Annotated in this window: 15 protein-coding genes and 2 pseudogenes; 3 read left to right on the top strand and 14 right to left on the bottom strand. The window is 46.4% G+C overall.

The window, feature by feature from the left end:
- Positions 1–457: transposase zinc-binding domain-containing protein (locus CW267_RS15075; RefSeq protein ID WP_206054896.1), on the bottom strand; the 457-nt coding region annotated here is incomplete at its 3' end.
- A 361-nt stretch (positions 458–818) separates the two neighbouring features.
- Between CW267_RS15075 and CW267_RS15070 the strand changes: the two genes are divergently transcribed.
- The 3 genes from CW267_RS15070 (at position 819) to CW267_RS15060 (ending at position 2,738) form a co-directional block, all read left to right on the top strand.
- Positions 819–1,367, top strand: a complete 549-nt coding sequence (locus tag CW267_RS15070; protein ID WP_100781754.1) for a thioredoxin fold domain-containing protein — start codon at positions 819–821, stop codon at positions 1,365–1,367.
- 208 nt (positions 1,368–1,575) lie between these two features.
- Complete coding sequence (locus CW267_RS15065; protein WP_100781753.1) at positions 1,576–1,980, top strand: Exc2 family lipoprotein; 405 nt, start codon at positions 1,576–1,578, stop codon at positions 1,978–1,980.
- A gap of 62 nt (positions 1,981–2,042) precedes the next feature.
- Complete coding sequence (locus CW267_RS15060; RefSeq protein ID WP_072124328.1) at positions 2,043–2,738, top strand: IS6 family transposase; 696 nt, start codon at positions 2,043–2,045, stop codon at positions 2,736–2,738.
- A 92-nt stretch (positions 2,739–2,830) separates the two neighbouring features.
- Here the strand turns inward: CW267_RS15060 and CW267_RS15055 are convergent, their stop codons facing one another.
- The 13 genes and pseudogenes from CW267_RS15055 to CW267_RS15000 form a co-directional block, all read right to left on the bottom strand.
- Positions 2,831–3,763: an S-4TM family putative pore-forming effector gene (locus tag CW267_RS15055; protein ID WP_100781752.1), complete on the bottom strand. Its 933-nt coding sequence runs from the start codon at positions 3,761–3,763 to the stop codon at positions 2,831–2,833.
- Positions 3,764–3,766: 3 nt separating this feature from the next.
- Positions 3,767–4,285: a hypothetical protein gene (locus tag CW267_RS31340; RefSeq protein ID WP_227521857.1), complete on the bottom strand. Its 519-nt coding sequence runs from the start codon at positions 4,283–4,285 to the stop codon at positions 3,767–3,769.
- 78 nt (positions 4,286–4,363) lie between these two features.
- Positions 4,364–4,762, bottom strand: coding sequence for a hypothetical protein (locus CW267_RS31335; protein WP_227521856.1), 399 nt, complete (start codon positions 4,760–4,762; stop codon positions 4,364–4,366).
- A 412-nt stretch (positions 4,763–5,174) separates the two neighbouring features.
- On the bottom strand, positions 5,175–7,292 hold the full coding sequence (locus CW267_RS15045) for a peptidase domain-containing ABC transporter (RefSeq protein WP_100781755.1): 2,118 nt from the start codon (positions 7,290–7,292) through the stop codon (positions 5,175–5,177).
- Positions 7,285–8,559: an HlyD family secretion protein gene (locus CW267_RS15040; RefSeq protein ID WP_049117673.1), complete on the bottom strand. Its 1,275-nt coding sequence runs from the start codon at positions 8,557–8,559 to the stop codon at positions 7,285–7,287. Before CW267_RS15040 ends, CW267_RS15045 begins: the two co-directional genes overlap by 8 nt.
- Positions 8,560–8,641: 82 nt before the next feature.
- Entirely contained in the window at positions 8,642–8,923 is a 282-nt protein-coding gene (locus tag CW267_RS30075) for a hypothetical protein (protein WP_123797895.1), read from the bottom strand.
- Between the two features lie 2 nt (positions 8,924–8,925).
- Entirely contained in the window at positions 8,926–9,690 is a 765-nt protein-coding gene (locus CW267_RS15035) for a hypothetical protein (protein WP_133124656.1), read from the bottom strand.
- A gap of 914 nt (positions 9,691–10,604) precedes the next feature.
- Positions 10,605–11,713: pseudogene (locus tag CW267_RS15030) on the bottom strand (IS3 family transposase).
- 433 nt (positions 11,714–12,146) lie between these two features.
- A pseudogene (locus CW267_RS15020) lies at positions 12,147–12,302 on the bottom strand (IS3 family transposase); the annotation flags it as partial.
- Positions 12,303–12,340: 38 nt separating this feature from the next.
- Complete coding sequence (locus tag CW267_RS15015; RefSeq protein ID WP_100781737.1) at positions 12,341–13,000, bottom strand: ribonuclease activity regulator RraA; 660 nt, start codon at positions 12,998–13,000, stop codon at positions 12,341–12,343.
- Positions 13,001–13,019: 19 nt separating this feature from the next.
- Positions 13,020–13,805 (bottom strand): SDR family oxidoreductase, encoded by a 786-nt coding sequence (locus tag CW267_RS15010; RefSeq protein WP_100781736.1) that lies wholly within the window; start codon positions 13,803–13,805, stop codon positions 13,020–13,022.
- 40 nt (positions 13,806–13,845) lie between these two features.
- Positions 13,846–14,994 (bottom strand): pyridoxal phosphate-dependent aminotransferase, encoded by a 1,149-nt coding sequence (locus CW267_RS15005; RefSeq protein WP_227521861.1) that lies wholly within the window; start codon positions 14,992–14,994, stop codon positions 13,846–13,848.
- A 120-nt stretch (positions 14,995–15,114) separates the two neighbouring features.
- Positions 15,115–16,365 (bottom strand): cysteine desulfurase-like protein, encoded by a 1,251-nt coding sequence (locus tag CW267_RS15000; RefSeq protein WP_206053249.1) that lies wholly within the window; start codon positions 16,363–16,365, stop codon positions 15,115–15,117.
- Positions 16,366–16,375 lie beyond the last annotated feature (10 nt).

The following is a 16,375-nucleotide window of genomic DNA, read 5'->3' as shown; positions in this document are numbered from 1 at the left end:
GACCGTAGGTGTGCAGCGCGCAGAAGATACCGACCTCCACGCCCTGTTTACGGGCCCACCGGAGCATGGCGCGGGTGGCAGCGCGGAACAGGGCGTTGAGGAGTGGCCAGTTGTTGTTGAAGAAGGGCCACAGCAGGTGGGGCATCGTGAAGGTGATGTGCTGCCAGTCGCAGTCGGGAAGGATATGACTCTGCTGCGACACCCACTGCTCCGTAGCTTTGAAGCCGCAGGCGCTGCAGGCTTTTGACTTACAGCTCTGGCAGAAGAAGCGGGAATGGGTGCAGTTGGCCGATGCGCAGCAGTAACGACGCACGCCCATGATGGCGGTACCGCAGGCGAGCATGCGCTCAACGCAGAGGCGGGTCCAGGGAGTGACGCTGTCGCCGAATTTTTCGAGGAACGTATTCCAGCCGTCATCGACGGTGAAAAGCAACTTTGCGGGACGTGGAATATACATGCCGCAGAGTATAAAACGGGGCTCATGGCATGCAAACCCTCGGAATCGCGAAGCGATGACGCTCGCCCTGTAAGGGCGCTACTGTTCAGACCAGTAGCTGTCAGTCCGTTGTTAACTTTGATTCTCATGAACCGCAAAAAATTCATCCGGAGTCGTGAGGCGACCTGTCGTAGCTGGACGTCGCCGTCTTTCCTTATAAAGAACGGGAGGAGACTGTTGCTATTACGGAAAACTGGCTGTAGCCACTGAAATGATGTGTCCCTGAAATAATTTTCTTTTCCTGTCGATAAAAAAGCGTTATCTGTGATATGAATCAGACGTCAATAACCTGACAGTCATCAGGGGTGAGGGAAAGGAAATCATGCACTTTTGTATAAAAGCATTAACCGCAGGTATTTTTACTTTTGCCAGCTTCAGCAGCGGAGCTTCAGCGGTTCAGGCTTCAGACGTAACGCCACAGATGGCCTACGAAGATATATCCCGCTCCTTAACTGAACTGGAGCCCGTGACTTTCCAGGCAAAAGCTGAAAAACATAAACTGTTGGTTTTTATTGAAAATCAGTGTGTTTATTGCAGCTATGTTGTAAAAAATGTCAAAAAGTACACGGATGCAGGACTCACTATGTCATTTGTGACTATGGTACCGTCATCCATCAAAGACTCTGTCATAGAAGATATGGGGAGAGTATGGTGTGCATCCGATCGCCAGAAAAGTCTTCAGAATGCGATGGCCGGTTTTTTGCCAGGCAACGACAGTTCAGAAAAATGTAAAAATCTGGTGATTAAACAGTCTGAACTCGCTGACCGGCTGGGAGTTACCGCCACACCTGCGATGGTTGTGCTGGAGCCGTCTGTCCATACATTTCTTGGTAGTGTTTCTCCGGAAAAAATTCTCGCTGAACTCCGGTAAAGGGTCTGGCAGGGATTGCTGAAAGTCGTCGTCAATGGTGGAAGATTTACCGTTAAACGCGGGCTGGCAAGTCTGGTCTTCTCATGTGTTCACGCGAAGGGTACGCAATTTTCGCTCATTTTGCCCTATCATCATCGGGATGTTTCAGCCGTTTACCAGGCCGTTAATGATATCTATTATGGGGTTAATTTAAAGACAGGGACGCTTCATGGCTTCTATCAGATCACTCACTCTCATTCTGCCGTTACTTCTGGCCGCCTGCTCCGGTACACAGACCAGCGTCGAGCGTAACGCCAGCCGTGCCGTATCCGCTATTAACCGGATTCATTTCGATCCGAATACCCGCATGTTAAGGGCAGACAGTATTAATTCCCTGAAACCCATGATGCAGGAACTCTACGACCAGGGTAAAAAAGACAGGTCCGATGGACTGACTCCTGACCAGGCCCGGCAGCGAGTGGAAAGCTTCAGCCATCCTGAGGTCTTATCCGGTGGGCAAAAATCAAGATTCCTCAGCCAGGAGTATGATGCGGATAATCCCGAAAAGCAGCGTCAGATCCTTCTGGACGCCGGGATATCTTCATACTGGGACGGCTACAACGGACGTCCTTAATGGTTCTGTCGCATTAAGGGATCGTGGGGTAACATGCTATTTTTTTACGATGTTACCTGATCATGCCTTTGATCCGAAATGCCTTCAGGCGGCTGCATTATCCCGTCGATATTATTGCCCAGTGTGTTCGCTGGTACCTGGCTTATGCCCTGAGCCTGCGTAATCTGGAGGAAATGATGACTGAGCGCGGTATTGTCGTTGATCATTCCACTCTCCATCGCTGGGTTATCCGCCTGGTGCCGTTGCTGGATGAGGTCTTTCGCCGACATAAGCGCACAGTCGGTCGGCGATGGCGTATGGATGAAACCTACATCAGAATCAAAGGTCAGTGGAAGTATCTGTACCGCGCAGTGGATACCGACGGCCAGAGCATCGACTTTTTGCTTACCGCCAGACGGGATGCGGCAGCAGCGCTGCGCTTCTTCCGCAAAGCTATCCGTAACCACGGCGAGCCTGAAGTGGTGACGATAGATAAAAGCGGCGCGAATACTGCTGCTCTGGCCACGCTCAATGCCGACAACCCTGAGAAAGAAGCCATTACCATCAGGCAAAGCAAGTATCTGAATAACCTGATTGAGCAGGACCACCGCAATATCAAACGCAGGATACGTCAGATGCTGGGATTCAAATCATTTCGCCGTGCACAGACCCTGCTGGCAGGTATTGAGTTAATCCACATGATACGCAAAGGGCAGTATCAGCATCTGCAAGGTGATGGATTGTCACCGGCAGAACAATTTTATCTGTTGGCTGCCTGAAAAACAGTCAGTGCAACTTCTGCCGCCCCTTTGCCATTAATGCGACAGAACCCTCCGGCATACGTAAATCCTATACCGGAGCTAAGGAGGGATTACTCCTGAAGGTGCAGCTCCTTCAGATTCGTTTCAAAGTAATCAACATAAATTCGCTCATTTTTAGGCTTCATTATCAGCTGAATACCGTTGGGAACGGGCGGACATGAGGCCCGGTAAGCGAACATCTCATCCTGGATATTCCGGAGCGTATAACCCAGTTTCTCTTCTTCAGCTCGTCCGGAAACCCGGATGCCGGATAATTCCTTCTCAATGTATTTTTTCAGCTTCTCGCTTCTTTTCATACTGCTGCGATTATCCAGAAACTGAAGCAAGAAATAGCGGATGACCGGCAATGTGAACACTACATAGAAAAGGATCTCATTCAGCCCAGATTTCATGGCGATGCCGTAAACAAGCATCGCGACAGGCGAGACAATGAATGCTGAAAGATAAAACACGTGCAGCACCTCCCTGAGCGATTTGTCCCAGCCGAGGTTTTTTCCGTGGCACAGGAGCGCCATGACGGCCTGCGGCGCGTCATACACCTTACTGACATACCATCCCTCTTCACCAAATCGCTTTCGTGCTTTTTCCGGATTGTTTCTGAAATATTCAGCTGCCCGGATGATTTCATCCCGTGAGATCTCCTCCACCTTCAGTTCATTGCGCCGGATGCCAAGTACCCGGCAGTCGTACATTTCCTGGATTGAGGCTGCCTTCCTGCGCAGTGCCGATATGTATCCACTGATGGCAATGTTAAAGGTAAGCACCAGAAGTCCATACAATCCCAACAGTGAAGACAACAGCACTGAATCGACAAATCCCCGGCTTCGGTTGTATACGGTAACCAGCGAAAGCAGGAGAGGCACGATGATGCTGAAGAGAAAATTGAGCTTGTTCCAGTTTTTTACCCTGTCGTACACACGGGCCTGCGCATACAGTAAATCCAGGTTTTCTCTGGTCGACTGGTTCGTGTAAATGGCATTCATGGTTCACCCGTAAACAGGAAAGGATGGCCCGAACACGTCGCGCCATTTATTGATAGATTTTTCATACTCTTTATTATTTTCAAACTGTCTCGCCTCCGATGCCTTCTGCGCATCGAGATAACATCTGTCCGATATCGCCTTACGAGCCTCGGCAGAAAGAGAGTTGATATCTCCCTGTATGCCTTTGGGATCGTTAACGGAGAACTGTACGAAAAGACCAAGATGGCGGAAAAGCGCTTCCAGCTCCATATCGACAAACGATAAGCAGGAGGTCCTGCCGGCGTAATAGTCCAGAATTAGCGTCTCCAGCAGGTAGGAGCTCATGGACGGCATTGTCGAACGCCGCTGCCAGTATTTGACAGCCCGGATAACGTTGAGAACATTACCGTTATTCTTAACGTTGATAGCCTTGACTCTGTCTCTGTCAATTCGGGGATCAGTAAATTTCCAGTGTCCGTTCCCGTCTGGGATCAGATAATACGTTTTACCATAGGCATCTTCACTGGTAATAAAGCAGGGCACGATATCGAAATTCCAGTCCTTACTGACCAGCTTAAGCGTGACGGCTTCCTGGTTACGCCTGATATCAGCCTGGGCATACTAGGCAATATCCTGCAGACGGCTTTTAAAGGCATTCAGAATTCTGACGGAGCAGACGGTGTCTGCCCCGGAATGTCGGTAACGATGCAGACGTGAACCCTCTCCGGAGGAGGTTACAGTTACCCGGTCACTCAGGATGGTATAGGTGGCACCTTGCCCGGTTAAGCCAAACATCAGATCGATATCATCAAGCGGACGAATTTTGGTTCTTCTTGCGAACGAACCGAAAGCAATGTGGATCCCGGGATAACTCACCGGAAAAACCTCATCATTTTCAAAATCATTAATCTTACTGATTAGCCAGTCGCGACTTGCACGCGCGTCATCGGTGTCTGCCTTTTCGAGATTCACGGTATCTTTCATAAATTCGTTAAAGGCAGCTATTACTGTGGTCGCCATGTTCAGTCCTTTAATTTTTTCATGCAAAACGCGCAGGGCTCTGTCGTAAACCTGAACACTTCAGTACCCCGGAAGAGTCGGTACATTTTATTCTTATTACCGTAAGTTAAAAACCGCCTCGCTCTATACAAGCACATATAATTTACATGGGAAATAAGAGTCTCACTCTTTTATTGATAATTATGCAAATGTTTAAATTATTAATGTCAATTATGCATTAATGCTATTATGTTTAAAATCCATAATTAATGTTGCATTATCAGCACAAATCCTTCTTCATTCCAACTGAGATCCGAAAAAAGTAAGAGCCGGAACTGGGGTAATGCAGGGTTTTGAAATAGTCATCTTCCGTGTTACCGACATTCGAGTGATAACTCCATTAAATGAAAAATGCGCCACTAACATATGGCTATTACGGTGAGCATTCCAGATCCAGAGAAAATACACGGTCTGCCGATGAAATGGTCGTTTCACGGTGAGCAATAATAATCCTGGTGATGTTCATTGCTTTTATGGACTGATTTACCTGGCTTTCACTTTTTTTATCAAGGTGGCTGGTAGCTTCATCCATAAACAAAATCCCTGGCCTGCGGTATAAAGCTCTGGCGATATAAAGCCGCTGCTTTTGACCGCCGGATAAACCTTCGCCCAGTTCACCAATTAGTGTTTCATAACACATGGGTAGTTTCATAATATCATCATGTATATGACTGGCGGTGGCACATTCTATCATCCACTGTTCATCAATATCAGTTCGGAAACCAGTAATATTTTCTTTAATTGAACCTGAAAATAATTTGTCTTCCTGCATGATGCAGGCGATGCGTTCGGAGTAATGATCGAAACCGAGTTGTTTAATATCTACTCCATTTATTCTGACGCAGCCTTTAGTGGGTTCAAATAACCCACACAGCACTTTCATCAGCGTGCTCTTACCTGCACCAGATACACCGGTAATAGCTATGCTCTCTCCCGCGTGAATGTTCAGATTTAGTTTTCTGAAGATATCATCAGCGTGGTTATCATAGCGGTATGCTAAATCATGGGTTTCCAGTGTTAATGCACCTTGCGGCAAAATCAGAGGACTCGTTGCCCTTGAAGACGCAGTCTCCTGCAGGGCAATATCTGCGATACGTTCATTGTGTAAGCTGATGATTTTTGTTTGAATGATAAAGTTGATCAGAGTGTTAATACGGTCATAGTACTGACTTCTGAAGGTATTAAACGCGATAAACATACCGATAGTTAAGTGGTTATCAACCATCAACCTGCCACTTATCCAGAGAATAACAGTTTGATCGCAAGCGGCGATAAACGAGACCACACCACCAAAGAAAAGATCCATTCGTGTCAGACGAATGCCGGTATTGATCTTATCCGAAAATAGGTTAAACCAGTTATCTATTCTCAGGTCAGTCATACCCTGGATCTTGATTGTCGCAATGCCGTACAGGGTTTCCATAAAATAGGAGTCAAGACGTGCCTCTTTGATTAATTCTTCTTCAGAAAGCTGACGATAATATCGGTAGGTAGTAAATCGGATAAATGTATACAGGGCTGTAAAAGAAACCACAATCAGGCTGAGTTGCAGATTGTATAATAACATCATCACCAGTAATCCTGTAACCATAATTGTATCGATGATGCTGCCTGTTAGTCCTGTAGTAAAGGTGGCGCGGATAATGTCGAGGGAGTGAAAACGAGAATTAATATCACCTAGTTTGCGTCTTTCGAAATAGGTTATAGGAAGTTTAATCAGGTGAGAAAAGAGACTGAAACTCCATTGGACATTGATGGATGTTTCTAATATCAACGTGCTCCATGAGCGTATAATACTGACAGTTAGGCGTAACAGAATAAGAATAAACAGACCAAGACAGATGACATTCAGTAAACCGTAATCCCCGGAGGCAATGACATTATCAGTGACTAATTGTGTTCCCACGGGCAGTAAGAGACTGATAAACTCAATGACTAGCGATAAGAAAAATATTTTTCCCAAAGAAGATGCAAGACCATTAATATTTTTCAATAAGGCTGAGGTTTTTAACTCATTCTTACTTGTTTCACCTGTAAAGCTGACTCCTGGCCATATTTCAAGCATTACACCGGTGAAGTGTCTGGACATCTCCGGCATGCTAACCACCCGTTTTCCGAGTGCAGGGTCGTGGATCACAACGTTGTTCTTATCAGCTTTTATCAAAACGACGAAATGATTAAAATCCCAGTGCAGGATACAGGGCTTGCGAATGTCGTGCAGGTCCTGAAGATCCACGGACAAAGCGCGCGAGGACATGCCAAGTTCACTTGCAATCGCCTTCAAAGACTTCAGGTTAACTCCACGTGCCGATAAATTAAATTGCTGCCTGAGTTGTAGTAAATCAACCTGCTTACCATAAAAACTACATACCATAGATAAACAGGCTAGTCCGCACTCGGATGCCTCGGTTTGAAAGACCACGGGGACGCGTTTAAATAACGTCAGATCAAGTTTATGCATCAGCATTTCTGGTCGGTATTTGCTATTCATTATCCGCATCCGTTACGCTCATTTTCATTTCATAAAATGGAGATAATATCCATTCATAGACACTTTTTTCTTCCAGAAAAAGTGTTATTCGCGCTTTCATGCCAGCTCCGAGATCAAGTGATTTGCCATAAACCTGCACAGACTGTTGGTCTGGTTTTATAATGATCTTGTACCAAGATTTTTTGTCGTCATAGAATTCGTTCGCGATAGTCAGCTTCGACTGCAATTCCGCTTTCGGAACAGGTAGCCTTGATATTTCCGCGATTTTAGCTCTGAACAGACCAAATTTCTGATAAGGGAAAGCATCATAACTGACATGAACTCTTTGGCCAACTGCCAGATAAGGTAACTCCTGATCTGAAACCCAGGTTTCGATATAAAAAGGAGAATTTGTACGTTGTTGAATACGCACCAATATATCTCCTGAAATTAGCATTTTTCCTCGTTCAGTATTTATGGAATCGACAGAACCATCGGTTGTTGCTTCTATAACATAGTTTCCCTCAGCTTCAGTATTCAGCTTTTCTTTTTCCAGCTCATATTTTTGTTGCTCAAGCTGATAAATTTGATGGTCATAGTCGGATGATTGTGACTGGAACTGGTGGTTAAGAATATCGATCTGGATCTGATCCTGGTTTTTTCTGGCGACCAGGTCGGAGATATTACTCTGTTGTTGATAAAGAAGGGCATTTTGGCTGCTCATTTGATCTTTAGTAACCAGTCCCTTTTTTTGATAGGAGCGGTAATCCGAAACGTTTTTTGCTATCTGGTTCAGTTCCATCTGCGCCTGAGCAAGAAGTCCGGAAGAGGTATTAAAACTGGACTGATAATGTTGTTTCTGCACCGTAAGTGAATTAAGCATGTTTTGTTTTGTCGACTTTAAATCAAGCATCATTGTACTAATGCTTTTAATTTGCAGGTCAATATCCTTTTTCTTGTTCTCATCCACGAAACCTGACTGAGTGGATATACCCGAATGGATGAGAAATAGTTTGTCACCTTTTTTTACGTGGTCTCCTTCAGAGATATATTTCTGCACAACCGTTCCCTGTGTAGGTGCATAAATATTAATCGGGCCGGGAAAGGTGGTAATCTCACCATGAACAACAACTCGCCGGGTATATGTTCCTTTTGCAAGGAAAACAGTAACCGCGCTAATAAAAAAGATGCTGAGAAAAATAATATACACAAATGGAATACCAGGAAGAAGAATAGCTTTACCTTCCCATCGTTTCTTTTGATATTCAATGGCTTCCTTGCGAAACAAATCTGGCCTCCTTTGGGTAAAGACATAGCCGCTACAGATAAGCGGCTATTAGCTATATGGCTCTATATTGTCATGTTAATTATTAGTGTCTCCCATGGTCGGTGTTGTGGCCCCCACCATGGTTAGAACCGCTATTACCTTTCGAACCACCACCACTTTTGCCACCGACGTTGACCGAACAACCGCCGCTGAAAGAGGTACTTTCAGAGTGGGAACCATCTTTGTTGGTTGTGCTGGTATGAGAATAGCTACCATTACAACCTGCGCTGCCCCCGCCAAACATCCCACCGATAGCATTACCGATAGAACCCCACATACCCGCGCCACTTACATGGCTTAATTCATTTTCATTCAGTTCACGCATAATTATTTTTCCTTGCAATAGTGAGCAAAAGGTATACCCATAATATCCATAGACTTTTTCCATATCATTTCACCATCCGTGTATGAAATGTTTTTTACGCCAAATTGCGCAAAATCCTTCTCGTTGTACGTAGACAGGCCTGTGTCTGGATCGCCAATATTTTCTTTTTGCCCACAAAGTGGCATCATCCATGACACATTTATTTTGTTATAGAATAATTTATCGGTTTTTCTTATTTCGGAGAAAATTTTATCTGTTATAGCCGGATCCGACGTTCTTGCCCCATCAACCGTAGTAATTAACTTACTGTCATCTGAATTGGGCGAGCCATGAAAACCAATGATTGAACCATAATTAATAATTTTATTTCTTGCTGCAGGGAAAAGATAGTTAGCACAGGAAGAAAGACAAAGTCGTCTCACTTCAATGCTAATTCCCCTATCATAAATAATACGACCGATATTAATTGCTGTTTCAATATCGCCACCACCACTGTTAATTGATATCGTACGGACAGGAATCAGGCTATTTGCTATTATTTCTGATAGTACTTTGTCATCGTTTTTAGAAATATTCCCATCCACATACAACGTATCAAATACAAGATGAGTGGACAATTTTTCGTTAAGCCCTTGCTTCACAATAATCTGATTCGATAGTTGATATAAAATATCTCTGCTGGCTTTTTTGAAGTGGTATGTATGGTAGGAATAAATAGCAATAGCACCGATTGTCACTATTAATAATGTCCATAATATGTACTTCATTATAATCTTCACGAAAAATGCCTTTTAGTGTAAAGTCATGTAAATTTATCAGCAATAAAGAGAATATAAATGCAATTTTTGTATCAAAATGTAAATCAGTGCTGTTTAATGTAAATTAGACAAAACCAATGAGGATGTGCCTGTTAAACCAAAGAGAGGAGATCGATAGAGCGCTTATTATTTCTTTTCTTTGTTTCATCCTTACATATTGAGGTGAACCGTTTTTGTTTAAGAAAACGGACTTTTGCTCAATTGCCGGAGAAGTTGATTCATAATCCTGGTAATTCCCTGCCAAAGCAGTTCTGAATAACCCACCGAGGTTCATACTATAAATGCAGATCCCGTCACCTCCTGACCGGACAATCACGTGTAGTTAACTGAATCTGGCCAGTAAGAAAGAACTGGGCTGATATGCTGTATTGATGCTAAAAATACAATTATAATTCATTATTTTTTCTTGATTAGCATTAATTCATTTTTATCATCAATGATGATTATTATTCAGCATAAACTCCTTACTACTTCACCAGAGATCCGAAAAAAGGTATTTTCGGAAGGCCATCTTTCCGATTTACACCAGATATCCCGGCAGAGATGTGTGCCAGCGTACATCACGCTTTTTCAGCGGATTTACAGTCTGAGTACGAAGAGGAAGCCTACAACCTGAGAATATATGACGAAATATTTCTGAATTACCAAGAGAATGCTTCTATCGTGGGATGGCCTCAGGCATCACATGAAAAAGAAACAATGGAGGTAGGATCAAGCTTGTTTTAATCTGATTTTCATAACCATACCCCGGTCTCAGATGACTACAAAGTACCTGACTTCCCCCCCGGGAATGGCAGCAGGCTTACATGCGACAGCAGATCGACTGTGTTGTTATCAGTGACCATATTGTAAGCGCACCCGTTTTAGTTCCACGCACTTTTTGAGAATTCCGGGGTTTCAGCCATCAGCCGGTATTCTTCCGGCGTCAGGTTATTCAGGGATTCGTGGGGGCGCTCGCCGTTATATTCAGCCAGCCAGCGCTCTGTAATTTCCCGTGCTTCATTCAGTATTCTGAACAGATAAAAATCCAGTATTTCTGTTCTGTATGTCCGGTTGAACCGTTCGATAAAGGCATTCTGCGTTGGCTTGCCGGGCCTGATAAACTCCAGCATCACACCATGCTCTTCTGCCCATTGTGCCAGCGTCAGCGAGACCAGTTCCGGACCGTTATCCATCCGCATCTTTAGCGGATATCCGCGGTTTGCCACGATCCTGTCCAGCACTCTCACGACCCGCTGCGCCGGGATATTCAGGTCAATTTCGATCGCCAGTGCTTCGCGGTTAAAATGATCCACCACGTTGAAGGTCCGGAAGCGTCTGCCGCACACCAGCGCATCGTGCATAAAATCGATGGACCAGTTCTGGTTCATCGCCTCTGGCGTCACCAGCGGAACCGGATTGCGCACTGGCAGGCGCTGTTTTCCCTTACGGCGAAAATTCAGTTTCAGCAGGCAGTAAATCCGGTGAACGCGCTTATGGTTCCAGCTTTTGCCCTGCCTGCGCAGCACCTGAAAAAGCTTTTTAAATCCGTATCGCGGATAGCGTTCAGCCGCCACGGTCAGCGCCATAATGACTGGCTCATCACGTTGCGTATCCGGCTGATAACGAAATACCGTCCTGCTCAGCGACAATATCCTGCATGCCTGACATAAGCTCATGGCAAACTGCGCGGTCAGATAGCTGACCAGCTCACGCTTTATCGCTGGTTTTATAGCTTTTTTCTAACGTCTTTCAATGCGCGGCACTCGAGGCTCAGGTCCGCAAACATCAGTTTCAACCGGCGGTTTTCATCTTCGAGGTCCTTCATCTTTTTGATATCAGAGGCTTCCATACCGCCGAACTTCGCTTTCCAGTTGTAGTACGAGGCCTCAGAAATCCCGGCTTCGCGGCACACATCTTTGACGGTGCGTCCGGCTTCGACGGACTTCAGAACGGCGATGATCTGGTGTTCGGTGAATCGGGCTTTGCGCATGGCGATCTCCTCCAGGAACATAATCAGTATGCAGGAAGATCTCTAAATGTGAATGGTCCGCTTTACCGGGATGCTTACATAACGTTTCAAAATCCGGACTTTACCTGTCTTTCTGTCTTCCTGGTCAACATAAACGCTGGTTAGAGGAGTGGCGAAACGATATCCATGTACAAGGACTTACAACGAATGATATTTACCTGCTGATTAACGACTGGTGGTCATCATTCTGGATCACTTCATACAGAAAGGACTATATCTGGTGTTACACACTGGCTGAATTGCTGGACGAGATTGATTATGTTCTTAGCTCTATTACAATTATGGAGTTTAACGTCTGTTTTTCGGCACTACCATTATCCCTTATATATAAAGCTGGATAGAATACAAAGCTTCAATCAGAAAAACTAAATTTTGTAAGCCCAGTATTTCTTGCCAGCGTTGCAAGCTCTACTTCGGCGCGGTTTTTCCAGCTCTTACGGTGTATCACCTCCGCTTTATAAAGACCGTTGATGCTCTCTGCCATTGCGTTGTCGTATGAGTCGCCTGTGCTGCCTGTTGATGCCAGCAGTTCTGCGTCCTTAAGCCGCTGTCTTGGTAGCGTGCTGCATGTTCGGCATTTGGAGGATATTACCCAGGTAACGGCAAACCTGAAGCCACCTGCTCCATCACCCATGACTCTAAGCGCTCTTGCTCGACAGCGAGTGCGGTTACCTCTTCCACCATGCCGCATGGAATCAGTACAGCTCCGTCTTCATCCATAACAATCATATCACCGGGAAAAACTGCAACCCCGCCGCAAGCAATCGGCTCCTGAGAACTTACATATGTGAGTCCGCCCGATGGCGCCGGCGCTGCAACTCCATTGCACCAAACTGGGAGCTCTGTAGCTCTAACGCCAGCGACGTCTCGAATCACACCATCAGTTAACAAACCTGCAATTACGCGTTTACGCATACGCGCACAGAGAATGTCACCGAGAATGCCTACATCCGACACCCCCATCGCGTCTACAACCGCAATGCACCCATCAGGCATCTCCTCGATGGCAGTACGTGTCGACTGAGCTGGGTTCCAATTGCGCGGGTCAGCAAGGTCTTCTCGACCAGGAATAAATCGCATTGTAAAAGCACGCCCAACAACTCGCTGCTGGCCGACGTCGAGGGGGCGTGCACGGCACACCCAGACATTACGGAGACCTTTTTTAAAGAGCACTGACGTGAGTGATGCGGTCGTAACCGCTGATAGAGCTGCTACCAGCTTTCCATCATCGTCAAAAGACTGGTTCATATCGCTCCTCCGCCAAGAACTAGATACTGGCGATAAGGCCGCCATCGACACGGATTACGCTACCGGTAATGTAGCTGGCACGGCTACTGGCTAAGAATGCTACAGTATCACCGTATTCACTTGGCTCCCCGTATCGGCCAACCGGGATGGCGCCAACACTCTCATCTGCCACCGCCTCAACACTGCGCCCTTCACGCTGAGCTTTCTGTTCGTCCAAGAAAGTAATTCGAGGGGTGGCGATACGACCTGGCAGTACAATGTTGGCAGTGATCCCATACTGGCCAACCTCACGCGCCAGAGTTTTAGACCACCCTACGAGGGACGTCCGCAAAGCGTTAGACAAACCAAGGTTCGGAATAGGCGCTACTACGCCCGAGGACGTGGAAGTAATAATCCGTCCCCAACCCCGCTCCCGCATGCCTGGAAGCACTCGGTCGGTCAGCGAGATTACCGACATTACCATCGATTCAAAGCTCTGCCGCCACAGTTCCGGACTTTGCCCACTAACTGTGCTCGGCTTTGGTCCACCAGTGTTGTTGACCAAGATGTCGACCGGTCCAAACGTTTCTTCGATTTTTGCGACATTGGGATCGATCTGGCTCAAGTCACCCAAATCCCACGCTAACGACAAAGCCTGGCCACCGGCATCGCGAATCGACTTCGCTGTTTTTTCTGCAGACTCAAGGTTGATGTCTCCCAGTGCGACTTTAACGCCTTCGGCAGCGAGTGCGCGCGCAATTGCACCTCCCAGCCCCCCACCAGCACCGAGAACCAATGCAACCTTTGAACTGACACCTAAATCCATTATATTAATCTCCGACGTATAAGTAAGTTAACAACACTCTTTATGAGAGCTTTTCACAAGCGACTTTGATCCTAGCACACGCAGCTTCTAGCTTTTGGTCCGACACGGCGAAAGAAATACGGAAATAAGATGAAAGACCGAAGGCGCTACCGGGCACCGTTACAACTCCAGCATCTTCGATAAGCCACATCACAAAATCCGTATCGCTTTCAATGAGTTTCCCATCCGGGCGCGTCATACCAATAAAGCCTGCGCACGAAGGGAAAAGATAGAAGGCACCATTTGGCTTACGGCAAGAGAGCCCCGGAATTTGATTCAACTGCTCGACACAGTAATCGCGCCGATCCTGAAAAACCTGATTACGCTCTTGAAGAAAGTCTAGCGAGCCACTCAAAGCTGCCACCGCTGCTGCTTGACTGACAGAGCACGGGTTAGAGGTACTCTGGGACTGCAGCACTGACATTGCCTTGATGATGTCTTCAGGGCCACCAGCATAACCGATTCGCCATCCTGTCATTGAATAGGCTTTCGATACGCCATTACAGGTAAGCACTCGGTCTTTCAATCGCGGCTCAACCGCAGCCATTGTGGAAAACTGCCAGTCGTCGAATCTGAGATGCTCATACATATCATCAGTCAACACTAAGACATCTGGATAATCCAACAAAACACTGGCAAGACTCTTTAGTTGCTCTGCCGAATACCCTGCACCAGTAGGATTACTTGGGGAATTCAGCAGTAGCATCTTAGTGCGAGAAGTAATGGAGGCACGCAGGTTGTCTGCAGTCAGCAGAAAATTATCAGACTCAGGGCATGCTACAATTACTGGAGAACCACCTGCGAGGCGCACCATATCTGGATACGAAACCCAGTACGGTGCTGGAATGATCACTTCATCGCCAGCTTCAAGCGTGGCGAGCAAGGCATTATAGATTACCTGCTTACCGCCCGTGCCCACACTAATTTCCGCAGGCAAATACGAAAGGCCATTTTCGCGCTTAAATTTGTCAATGATCGCCTGCTTCAATGCAGGCGTGCCATCAACATTAGTATAACGAGTTTGGCCGGACTCGATTGCTGCAATACCTGCCGCACAGACATGCGCCGGCGTGTCAAAATCCGGTTCACCCTGGGATAGAGCGATAATATCACGCCCCTGAGCGGCAAGATCGCTAGCCAAGCGTCCCATAGCAATAGTAGGAGACGGTTGAATCGCTGAGAGACGAGAAGATACCCTCGGCCTTGCGAGTTGGCTTCTGCTGGAAATCATAATTATTTTTACCTAAGTAATATCCAACATGAAAATTTACTAGCCGAGTCTGACAGGAGCTACGCATTCGCATGCTTTTATCAACGCCTCGACATCGGCAACAGTGTTGTAATGCGCAAGGGAAACACGCACGGCTCCTCCGTGCTCGTGAACTCGTAGCGCCTCACAGAGTCTACTAGCATGAAAATCACCGCAGCGGATTCCAATCTTTGACGCATCAACAGCTCGGCAGAAGTCCGCACTATTGATGCCTTCCAACTTGAAACTGATTATTGGCAAGCGTTTTTCATCATTCAGGAGCGCCTTGCCAATCACAAAGCAATCCGAACGTGAACTCAAGTATCTCAATAGAAGATCGCAAAGCTCAGATTCATGCCTTGCCATGATGGCAAAAGCAGCGCCTAAAGATTCCCGAACTGAAAAATAACTTCCCGAGCGTCGACCAAGCCCCACCAAATAATTTACAATCTCAGAGCTAGAGCTTGCAATCTCGTAATTCAGGTTACCTGGCTCCAATTTGGCAGGAAGATCTGATTTACCATAAAAATAATGATTTATCGAATCAAGTTCTAGAAGCAAATCACGACGACCATAGAGCACCGCACCATGAAGCCCAAAAACTTTGTACAAGCTAAAGACATAGAAATCGACATCAAACGCTTTTACATCAACTAATCGGTGAGGTGCAAACGCAACACCATCAACACAGACTTTTGCACCAACACTCTTCACGATTGAAACTATATCATCTAAAGGCATCACGGACCCCAGCACATTGGAAGCATGCGTAACGCACACCAATTTCGTGTACCGGTTAACCAAGGCCCTCAAATCATCTATATCCAGGGTCAAGCTCTCTTCACTGACACTCCAAAATCTAACCTTAACACCTCGCTTTTCCAGCGCAAGCCAAGGACCTATGTTGGATTCATGGTCCAAATTGGTGACAATGATTTCGTCCCCTGGTCTAAAACTGGTTTTCATCGCCTCTGCCAAGTTTCGCAATAGCACAGTCGATGAGCTGCCGAAAATAATTTCTTCAGGGTAATCGGCCCCCACCAGACTTTGAATGGAGGCTCGTCCTTGCGCCACCGCAGCAGTTGCTAATTGCGAAATCTCGTAAGTGCCACCAAGCTGGACGTTGTGATTGTAAAGGTAGTCCGTTAGCTTATCGACGACGCCTTTGAGTACCTGAGTTCCTCCAGCGTTGTCAAGGTATACCCATGGGGAGTCGAGGGCCGGAAAGTTTGATCGCACATACGGCATATCAATTGATAGAAGTTGGCTCACGTCAGGCCCT

It is taken from the genome of Klebsiella sp. X1-16S-Nf21 (genome assembly GCF_002837615.1).
Classification (GTDB): Bacteria; Pseudomonadota; Gammaproteobacteria; order Enterobacterales; family Enterobacteriaceae; genus Klebsiella; species Klebsiella variicola.
This window is presented reverse-complemented; position numbering and strand designations above follow the sequence as displayed.